The sequence below is a fragment of the Mesorhizobium sp. M7A.F.Ca.MR.362.00.0.0 genome (assembly GCF_004023175.1).
In the GTDB taxonomy this organism is placed as follows: domain Bacteria; phylum Pseudomonadota; class Alphaproteobacteria; order Rhizobiales; family Rhizobiaceae; genus Mesorhizobium.
This window is the reverse complement of the sequence record NZ_RZTF01000057.1, coordinates 6,415-15,964: the sequence shown is the minus strand read 5'-3', so window position 1 is coordinate 15,964 and position 9,550 is coordinate 6,415. Positions and strand designations below refer to the sequence as shown.

7 protein-coding genes and 2 pseudogenes are annotated in these 9,550 nt (G+C 61.9%); 4 read left to right on the top strand and 5 right to left on the bottom strand.

What is annotated here, in order from left to right:
- Both EOC06_RS42200 and EOC06_RS10690 read right to left on the bottom strand, forming a co-directional pair.
- Positions 1 to 138: pseudogene (locus EOC06_RS42200) on the bottom strand (type 2 isopentenyl-diphosphate Delta-isomerase); the annotation flags it as partial.
- Between the two features lie 126 nt (positions 139 to 264).
- Positions 265 to 1,158, bottom strand: a pseudogene (locus tag EOC06_RS10690) (hypothetical protein); the annotation flags it as partial.
- 902 nt (positions 1,159 to 2,060) lie between these two features.
- On the opposite strand from EOC06_RS10690, the gene EOC06_RS10680 reads away from it, so the two are divergent.
- The 4 genes from EOC06_RS10680 (at position 2,061) to EOC06_RS10665 (ending at position 5,015) form a co-directional block, all read left to right on the top strand.
- A complete protein-coding gene (locus tag EOC06_RS10680; RefSeq protein WP_024505654.1) occupies positions 2,061 to 2,357 on the top strand; it encodes a DUF2604 domain-containing protein in 297 nt (98 codons plus the stop codon).
- Positions 2,350 to 2,967, top strand: coding sequence for a putative metal-binding protein (locus EOC06_RS10675; protein ID WP_024505653.1), 618 nt, complete (start codon positions 2,350 to 2,352; stop codon positions 2,965 to 2,967). Before EOC06_RS10680 ends, EOC06_RS10675 begins: the two co-directional genes overlap by 8 nt.
- A gap of 98 nt (positions 2,968 to 3,065) precedes the next feature.
- Complete coding sequence (locus EOC06_RS10670; protein WP_236383243.1) at positions 3,066 to 3,452, top strand: Mov34/MPN/PAD-1 family protein; 387 nt, start codon at positions 3,066 to 3,068, stop codon at positions 3,450 to 3,452.
- A 3-nt stretch (positions 3,453 to 3,455) separates the two neighbouring features.
- Positions 3,456 to 5,015 (top strand): E2 ligase fold family C protein, encoded by a 1,560-nt coding sequence (locus EOC06_RS10665; protein ID WP_024505651.1) that lies wholly within the window; start codon positions 3,456 to 3,458, stop codon positions 5,013 to 5,015.
- A 206-nt stretch (positions 5,016 to 5,221) separates the two neighbouring features.
- Here EOC06_RS10665 and EOC06_RS10660 read toward each other — a convergent pair whose 3' ends face one another.
- The 3 genes from EOC06_RS10660 to EOC06_RS42195 all read right to left on the bottom strand — a co-directional run.
- On the bottom strand, positions 5,222 to 7,690 hold the full coding sequence (locus EOC06_RS10660) for a S8 family peptidase (protein WP_063169237.1): 2,469 nt from the start codon (positions 7,688 to 7,690) through the stop codon (positions 5,222 to 5,224).
- Positions 7,691 to 7,707: 17 nt separating this feature from the next.
- Positions 7,708 to 8,694, bottom strand: coding sequence for an AAA family ATPase (locus tag EOC06_RS10655; protein ID WP_024505649.1), 987 nt, complete (start codon positions 8,692 to 8,694; stop codon positions 7,708 to 7,710).
- Between the two features lie 355 nt (positions 8,695 to 9,049).
- On the bottom strand, positions 9,050 to 9,550 hold a 501-nt coding region (locus EOC06_RS42195; RefSeq protein ID WP_245469472.1), incomplete at its 5' end, for a DUF3363 domain-containing protein.

Genomic DNA, 9,550 nt, shown 5'->3' with positions numbered 1-9,550 from the left:
AGCCTTGCCCAGCAGCGAGGCGCGCAGGTCGATCTGCGTCAGGTCCAACTCGGGCAGTGCGCAGTGTTCGAGATGGATGTACTCCCAGCCAGCGGCCACCGTGGCCGGCGCCGTTCGCCGATCCAGCACGATGTCCAGATGTTCGTCCTTCCCCGGCTCAGGGCGGTGTCGCTCATGCTCGCTCCATCCGTAGCAGCGGGCGACGGCGTTGCGTCGGATCGAACCGACGGCAGCGCGCCCAAGCCGCCGCCTCCGGCGCGTCCAGGCCGACGCACGCTGGCCTCCCCCTGCAGCGTCGCTGCGATAGCGGCTGGTCGAAGTCTGGTAGTACTGCGCGCGGATCGCCGCCATCGCCTCGATCAACGGTCCCCACGGCGCGGGAAAGCATTCTTCCGCCATCACCCGGTGCAGCATGCGCGTATGGCCGGCCAACTCGTCGTTGAGGAACTCAACCACAGGCATAGCCGGATAGCGCTGCAGAAGCAGGATCGCCGCGTTATCGCCGGCCGACCTGTCCTTGTCGCGTCCATGCAGATCGTTCTGCAGGCGCCCTATCACTGAGATGAGCCGCAGGACCTGGCGAAACGCTGGACGCGCGCGCAAGGTCGCCATGTCCAGCCCCCACAGCAGCGACAGGCAACAGAACACGGTCCCGTAAGCGATCGAATCGATGCCGTTGTGCAGGTACTCGGCGTAAGACCAGCGTCGCGCCCCTGCCGCCTGCGCGTGTCCGGCGCGCAGCGCCGCGCAGTAGCACCGGGTATAGTCGAGAAGCCGAGCATAGTCGTGACGATCGTAAGCGAGCGCAGCCAGCGAAGCGCGCAGCTGAGCGCAGCCCTCGAATCCGGAGAGCACGCACGGTACGCCGTGCCCCAGCGCCTGCTCCAGGGCGGCGAGCTGCTCCGGCGCGATCAGGCCAACGTCGTTGCAATCGTCTAGCCAGAACAGCAGCGCCAGTTCGCGATAGAACGCCACGATCAGCGTTTCGTCCTGCGGATCGCGGCCGGTGCGGGCGCTGGTGTCGCGCAGGCTCGGGTGAATGCGTTGCAGGATATACTGGCCGCCCCTTACCGCTTCCTCAGCATGCTCATCCGCGAAACCGGTCAGGGCACGCCCCCACTCAAGCACCTGCTGCAGCGCGCGTTCGGTCTGGATCATGGCGCCGCCCCTGCTCCCTCGGCTACGACGCGCCGCCCACAACGAAGCGCCAGCCACAACCCGGCGAGACCGCATCTCCGCGCCATAACGGCGATCGCGAAGTTATCGATCCGATTGCCAGTTGCTGATGCAAGCTCTTGTGAACGGCCGTTAGGACCGGCCCGCAGCCTCGCCGGCAGTATCGAGCAATCCGCTTGCGCCGGCTCGCCATAGCAGGCGAGGACGGCAAGGTCGCCGGCGGCAAACGCACGCGAGCACATTGCAAGCGACATCCGCGAACGCGGCGCCGACTGGTCAGCCTCCGCCTCGGTGCCCGCATATGTCCGCGAGTCGAGCAGCGCCTTCGCCACGAAATGAGCAGAACGCCTTACGAGCATCGACCGCCGGCTGCTGCGCATGCGCGATGATGAGGCATGGTCTCGCAGCGGACCCGTTCCGACAGATGCTGCACCAGGGACGAGGCGACCTTATCCAACAAGGCACCACTTGCGCTGTTTGTGGAGACGAGCGTCGGCTGCATCCATGCGGCTGCTTGAGTGGTGAAGACTCTGAACGACGGTTCCTACGGCGCTGCCGGCGCAATCGGCTGCTTGGGGGACGCGTGACGCAGTCAAAGCTCCCCTTGCCAAGCACGGAGCAGGCGAGTGAGAGAGCAGATGAATAGGCGTGTCGCCAATATTTTTGCATTGCTCTAATCGATTATAGTTGTGAGGAGCAATTTGAGACCATTTACTTGCGGCTCAAGTCACCCATAAAAGAAGGCAAGCACCGATTCGGTAGCTTATCCCCTGTCTTTCGCGTACTCGCGGCCGTGGCGCCGGGTGAACGATTGAAGACCGCCGGTCTCACTCGCAGGTGGGCGCCAGGGCGTGGGGCGGTTGGCAAGCCACAGGAGTAGGACAATGTCGAAGGATTCGGGTAAGGGCGATAATCACGGCGGCGGACCGGGCAAGATCGAGATCACGGTGGTGGTGAACGGCCAGCCCACGCAGGTCGAAGCCAATCCCAACCAGCCGCTTCACGTCATTCGTACCAAAGCCCTTGAGAACACGCAGAATGTCGCCCAACCAGCCGAGAATTGGGAATTCAAGGATGAGGCCGGCAACTTGCTCGATGTCGACAAGAAGCTTGGCGACTTCGGTTTCCCGAATACTGTGACCCTGTTCCTCAGCCTGAAGGCGGGCGTCGCAGGTGCCTAAACACCAAAGTGTGGATCCGGAGGTCTCCCGAGCGAAGTTTGATCGGGAGATCGGCCGGTTCCGGCCATATGCTGATGTCTATCGGGCTCAGGGCTGCTTCTTGATCGAGGCGACCTTTCCGCGCGCTTTCTTCATTTTCGCCAGCCCCAAGTTAAAGCCACGGGTGGTCAGCGCAGCGAGCGAGGTCGACTTCACCGACTACGACTTAAGACCACCGTCCGTGGTCTTCGTCGATCCGTTTACGCGTCATCCGATTGCCCGGAAAGATCTATACCTGAAAATGCTTAGACGTCCGCCGCTGCCCGGAACGCCGCCGGAGATGATAGGAGCTCTCATCCAGCAGAACGCCGTGCCGCTGACGGACTTCATCCAGGCCAACAGTCCCGAGGACGAACCATTCCTGTGCATGGCGGGCGTCCGGGAATACCACGACAATCCAGCCCATTCAGGTGATCCATGGCTGCTTCATCGGGGTTCTGGCGAAGGCTGTTTGGCCTTCATCCTGGACAAGATCATCAAGTACGGAATCGTTCCTATAGAGCAGTTGCAGATTCAACTCCAACCGACAATCGTAGGAATGGTGGTATCCCCTCAGGCGATACAAGAATGACTGGTTTGAGAGATGTAACGATCGTGACTCTCCCGCGCGGCTGCATCTCGACCACGCATGGGCATCTGCGCTCAGTTGGTCGCGAGGGCAATGAGGGGATGGCGCTCTGGGTCGGCGTTCAGCAAGAGCGGCACTTTGCCGTAACAGAGACGGTTATCCCGGCGCAGCGTCACATTCGGACAAACGATGGCGTTTGCGTGATCGTTGCGGCCGAAGAACTGCACCGGCTCAATGTCTGGCTCTACAAAAGCGGCCTGAAACTCTTGGCCCAGATTCACAGCCATCCGGGCCGCGCCTACCATTCGACGACGGACGACGCTTATGCGGTTGCTACCACGGTTGGGTGTCTGTCGCTGGTAGTGCCGAATTTCGCCCGCGAGCCTTTCGATTTTGCTCGGGTCGCCGCCTATCGGCTTGACGAAAAGGCCAAATGGAATGCGCTCCCTCCCGCGGCACTGTCGCGAATGATCATGATATCGAGTTGAACAATGGCATTCGCTAACTTCATCGATCGCGCCGCCACGGCGGCATCTCAGGTCCTGGCCGATTTTCATCTGGGAGACTTCAAAGCAGCTCTTGAAAAGCAGGTCGTGGCAGTCGCCTTCGACCATCAGGCCGCTTCCTGCGCCGAAGGCCAGGCGACACTAGATCTTGCGGTGAGATTGCTCGCTAGGCTCTACCCGGTTCTGGCGATACTCCCGCTGGACAGCGCGGCGAGCTCTCAAGCCCAAGCGCTGGAGCGCTTGGCAAAGTCGATCAATCCAAAAGTCGGCATCCGGCGTTCCGGCAAGTCTGCCACCGTCTGCGTCGTTGCAGGGGTAACGCGCCCATCACTCCGGTGCCCGATCTTTTTCGTGGGATCGGACGGTTGGGCGGCAAAGCTGTCGCGTACGGACCCGGTGGGCTCTGGCCCAAGTCTGCTGCCTTATGGAGCTGGCGCCGCCAGTTGCTTCGGCGCCGCCAACGTCTTTCGAACTATCTTCGCTGCCCAGTTGACCGGCGCCGAGTTGGACGAAACCATCGACCTCTCGCTATGCAGCTACGACAAGACCAAAGCCGGAGAGCCTGGCCCGATCGACTTCCCAGTCGACCTTGGCGAAACCCACCTCGTTGGGCTCGGTGCGATAGGCCATGGCTCGCTTTGGGCGCTAGCGAGACAACCCGATCTCAAAGGTCGTCTGCATGTAATCGATCACGAAGCGATCGAACTCTCAAACCTGCAGCGCTACGCATTGGCTGGCCAGGCGGAGATTGGTATGTCCAAAGCGGTTCTTGCAGCCACCGCCCTTAGATCGACTGCCCTTGAGGTCGAGGCGCACCCTCTGACGTGGGCAGAATATGTTGCGCGCCGGGGCAATTGGGTCTTCGACCAAGTGGGTGTGGCGCTTGACACCGCCGCCGACCGTCTGGCTGTCCAAGGTGCACTGCCGCGATGGATCGCAAACGCTTGGACGCAGGAGCACGATCTCGGTATCTCCCGGCATGGTTTCGATGACGGCCAGGCTTGCCTTTGTTGCATGTACCTGCCATCCGGAAAATCCAAGGACGAGCACCAGCTGATTGCCGAGGAACTCGGAATACCGGAAGCACACGAGCAGGTGAAAACGCTCCTGCAGACCAATGCCGGAGTTCCCAACGACTTTGTAGTTCGCGTGGCTACAGCGATGGCTGTGCCGTTTGAACCGCTAGCCCCGTTTGTCGGCCAGCCCCTGCGCTCCTTTTATCAGCAGGCTATCTGCGGCGGTCTGGTGTTCCAGCTTAGCGAAGGAAGTCGCCGCGTTCGAACTGTGGTTCCGATGGCCTTTCAGTCGGTGCTTGCCGGGATTATGCTTGCCGCGGATTTGGTCAAACATAGTGCGGGGTTTCCCATGAGCCCGACGACGAGCACTCGGGTGAATCTTCTGCGCCCCCTTGGCTCTCACTTGCACGATCCGAAGGCCAAGGACTCCAGCGGCCGCTGCATCTGTAGCGACGACGATTTCATTGCCGCTTACAGGCGCAAATACGGCGAGCGCGTTGATCAGGTAAGCGATGTCTCGGCCGCCTAAACAGACGCGCACCTCTCCGTAGACGCAGGGGGCGCGGCTTGTGGGCGTGACCATGGGCGCCATTATCACACGCTTGGCCCGCTCCTTTGCCGGCCTATCGTCCTCCGCGCATGATCCCTGTTGCCGACGTGATGATCCAGCACCAGCCGCCATGGCACCAGAGGCTGGTCAAACCTCCGTTGTTGGCCGATTTGGACAGTGCTGCATCAGGTCTCGACCGACGTCTCGACAGTCAGGGCTGCTTCGACGGGTGTGAAGATGTCAACATCGACCCCAGGCGCCCGCATCGTCACAATCAGGGCGTACCGAGCCAGAGCGTCGACGCGTTCCAGGTAAGGCTTCTCCTTCCACCAGCCCCCGACCGGGAACACGCCGATCGCATCACGCTCGGCGAGATCGGCGGCGCTGCCCGACCAGAAATCGGCGTGCAACGAGCCGCGATCGCGGAAGGTGCCGAGCAGCCACTCTTCTCCGCCTCCAGCAGGCGCCCCTTCCTCCTCGTCCCGAGCGGCCTGATTGATGCGGGCTCGGAATTCGTCGACTGTCTCGGTCGCTGACTTTACTCTGAACCGAAGACCATGGGACGCGTAACGATGCCGGCGGGTCCATCCGCGTTCACCGGGGTTGGGTTCGATGAAATAGGACAGCGTGACGCGGAGCTCGACCTGGGCAGCGCCGAGCGCCGCGAGCTGCTCCTTCGGCCAAGGCAGGCGATGCAGCTTCATGTCACGCGTTTTGGCAGCCGCGCCGCCCTCGCGCTGGAAAGGCTGAAGCTCATCTTCAACGATAAGCGTGAGGTCGTTCACCGTTGACAGAAGCGCGCGCCCAAGATCTGGCACGCCGTAACCATAGCGCCGCACGAGCGCCTGGATCTCGCCCTTCGCTCCGTTGCACGCATCGATGCGTGCGCGCATCGCCGGAGTCCATTCGGCCGAGTGGACGATCAGGGCGCGAACCGTTTCAGGCCACAGCTCGGGGCGCGCTGATAGAATTAGTCCCGCCATCCGTGCGGCATGGGCCGTTGCCGCGCTCGTATCTCCGAGGGTGGTGAAGTGGCGCAGTTCGGGTCGATAGAAAGTGGTCAATATCTGCAGATCGTCGATCGGCTCGCCAGGCAACACACCGTCATGGGCGAGATTGCCGCCTTCGAAGACGACCTCGGGCTTCACCGGCCACTGCCTGTCCCAAACGACCGAAGTGCGACTGCGCGGCGAGAGCTCGCCGACCGGCGCGATCGGAGCGTAGCCCGCAAAGTCGGTGTCAATGATATCGACCTTTTCTGTGAAAGCGCCGACCGTCAGCGCATTCCAGGCCTGAGAAGGATCATCGACTGCTTCCAGATCGTTGCGCGTCAAATGCTCGGCCGGCATGAGGTCATCGCCGATGTTGCCGGCAGAGAGAACGATCAAGCGTCGCTGCTCCTCTTCGAAACAGAGTTGGTCGATAGCGGCAGACCACGATGTGGGCCTTCCACGCGCCGGACTGGCGCTTGTCACAGCCATTGCGATCGCGCGGCGGCGCTCCGGCGCCTGCACCTCGGCGCGGGCGATCGCTTCCGCGGTGATCGAGCCATAGAGTTCTGGATCGTTTGCCTCGTCTTCTGGCGGAAGGATACGGACACTCTCCAGCCGAAAGGGCAATGGAACTGGATCGCCTCCGACCAGGAGCGGGACCAGATCACCGTACAGGCCGACACCTGCCATTCGCGTCCCGTGGCCGCTCCACGCAGGTGTGTCGTCGCTGCCCCATGCCGGTTTGACGGTGTGCCAGTCTTCAACGGCAAGTGCGGGTTCGATCAACGGGTGGGTGCGACGTACGCCGCTGTCGAGAATGCAGACCGCAATATCGGATTGAGGCGGTCTGACGCGCCCGAGAAGCTCGTCGCTCCAGTCCCTTTGCTCCGCGCCGCCAAGGCCCATGAAGAAGGACGGCGTATCCTTCGCGCGCCGCAGCTCGGCGACGACATCGCTGTGCGCAATCATGCGGTCGAGCATTGCCGTGCTGGCGAGTGCCAGCATGACCACCCGCTCCGGAAACCTGACCGCATGCGTGCGCAAAGTGATGTTCAGGGCTTCGGCAATGTGCTCGAAGTTCTCGCGGCGACCGTCGCGCAGCCAGACTTCCCACCACACCTGCTCGTCAGCGGCCTGGGGGAAGAGGTCGTCGTGGTCGGTAAACAACGATCGTGCAGTCGCCAGCCTGACTGTCTCCATGCGGGAGACGAGCGGCTCGTTGCGCGGTCTGCCGCGGTCAGTGTCAACGTCTCGATACGCCTCGACTTTCCGCAAATAATAGGCTTGCGCGCTTTGCGGCAGGAACACCGACGCTGTGATGGGAGCACCGGGTTGAGTTGGCTCATGGACGGCGACCAGCTCCATGTGCTGGCGACGATCGGCCAACTGGTCGAGGGCCGCCCGTCCGGACATGGGCAGATCGATCTCGAGGTAAAAGCCAGGCGTGCCGACCGACAGCTGGGGGTCACGCGCCGCAATCTGCTGGCGTGCACTTTCGACCGCTTGTTCGATGGATTGCGTCAAGGCCGCAGCATGCGACGCCCGATCACGCGCCGGCAGCGGCGGTGCATGTATAAGTTGGTTGGGCCGCCGATAGGCTTCCCGAATGCCGTTGTTGCGAAGGTGGATATGGGCGCGGTCGCGCGGAAAATCGTCTGCCATTATGATCTGTGCTGTCGCTACTCAGACAGCGAAGCCTGCCGGCGTTCCTTCAGAGCGTCGATGAGCGCTTCCGAGGTGATCCGCTTCCCCCCCCGCAATATGATGGTTTTTGCAGCGTCGTCGGCCGCGCGGGTGATCTCGGCCTGCGACAGTCTCTCTGCCTGAGAGATCGCCTCGTTCCAGGCAAGCCCTCTGGTGTCGAAGCGGTCGAGTCGAGCCCGAAGCAGCGCCTCGATAATCGGCCGATCGGGCACGGCGTATTCGATGACATCGTCGAAACGGCGGAACAAAGCTCTGTCGAGCAGCTCGGGATGATTTGTTGCCGCAATAATCAGGCTGTGGCTGTCGTCTTGCTCGAGAAACTGCAGAAACGAATTCAGCACGCGCCGAATCTCGCCAACATCCTGGCGTTCGCCTCGACGCGCGCCGATGGCATCGAATTCGTCAAAGAAGTAGACGCCCCGCGTCGCCTGCATTGCATCAAAAACAAGCCGCAGCTTTCCGGCAGTCTCTCCCATGAACTTGGTGATCAAACCATCGAGGACGATCATGAAAAGGGGCAGATGAAGCTCCCCGGCCAATGCCGATGCGGTCATCGTCTTGCCTGATCCTGGCGGGCCGACCAGAAGCAGTTTGCGACGGGGAACAAGCCCGTGCTCGCGCAAGCTTGCTTGTTGGCGCTGCTCTCCCAGCACGCGGTGCAGGCGCGAGCGCAGACTGTCCGGCAAAATCATGTCCGTCAGTCGCAGGTCCGGATAGCGCACATGCAGGAGGCCTGCGAGTTCGCCCTTTGGCTGAAAAAGGGGAACCGGCCGACTGCTCTTGGCAATCCGGGCGTCCCTGCTCTTGGCTGCGTCGACCAGATCCTTGAGCTCCTGAGCAAGCTTGCCATGGCCTTGACGTGCCTCATGCGCAGCAAGCTGCATCGCGATAGAGAGGAAACGATCCTCGTCGCCGGCAATGTGGCTTTTAAGCAGCGTCACGATATGGCGGGCCGTGGTCATGGCTCTCTTCTGGGGTATCCGTTTACTTGGCGAAGCGCATGCAACCTAAACGCTTTCAACGGCGATTTGTAACGCGCAATGGTGTTTTTTCTCTTGTCGATGTTCGCCCGTGGCAACTTCAGCGGTGAACTGTTGCGCCGCGGTCATAGGCCAGCCGGAATAACGCCGGCCAGCAGACAACAGTCCGCATCTTCGAGCGCTCGAAGTCTGGCCACTCACGCAGCGTGTCGGGTCCGAACGCTCCAAAGCCGCCCCGCCTGGCAGGTCCATGCGACCGATTGCGGGCGTGCGGCCATAAGGTCTACGCGGGCTCGCATGGCTGCCCGCGCCGCTGGCTAAAAAGCTGTACACCATCTCACGAAACACCAGGTCCGCTCCTTTGCCGGCCGACGGTCCATGAAATCCCCTCCCCACTCACGACACCGGAGACCTCCTTGCCCACATGGCGCTCAAGCACCGGCCGCCATGGCACCAGCGTGAACTCGCGCGACTTTTCAACGACGGCATATTTTCCGCTGGCAAGCTCGACGGAGCGGCGGAGCGTACCCTCTACTCGTCCTCCGGATCGCGCTTCGGCATAGGGCAGGCCAAGTTCCTCCGACAGTTGGCCAGCAACACGGTTCAGTTCTCGCTGGCGCAGGATCGAAAGCATGTTGGCTCGATAGACGATCCCATCCTGTTCTTTATGCGCGAGGCCTTGCGCGATCAGCCACTGCCGCCGGCGAGCTTGCGCCTCTCTCACGTCGCGGCCGAAGCCGGATCCGTGCAAAGGCTCGGGTCTATCGGCAACCAGCTCCCGGTCGAGCCAGGTGGCGCCGTTGAAGCTGACCTGTCGCTCCAGCGCCATTGAGGAGAG

Excerpts from the sequence above, each read along its gene's own strand:
- EOC06_RS10665 (WP_024505651.1), top strand. The coding sequence starts at position 3,456 with ATGGCATTCGCTAACTTCATCGATCGCGCCGCCACGGCGGCATCTCAG.
- EOC06_RS10660 (WP_063169237.1), bottom strand. The coding sequence starts at position 7,690 with ATGGCAGACGATTTTCCGCGCGACCGCGCCCATATCCACCTTCGCAAC.
- EOC06_RS10670 (WP_236383243.1), top strand. The coding sequence starts at position 3,066 with ATGGCGCTCTGGGTCGGCGTTCAGCAAGAGCGGCACTTTGCCGTAACA.
- EOC06_RS10655 (WP_024505649.1), bottom strand. The coding sequence starts at position 8,694 with ATGACCACGGCCCGCCATATCGTGACGCTGCTTAAAAGCCACATTGCC.
- EOC06_RS10680 (WP_024505654.1), top strand. The coding sequence starts at position 2,061 with ATGTCGAAGGATTCGGGTAAGGGCGATAATCACGGCGGCGGACCGGGC.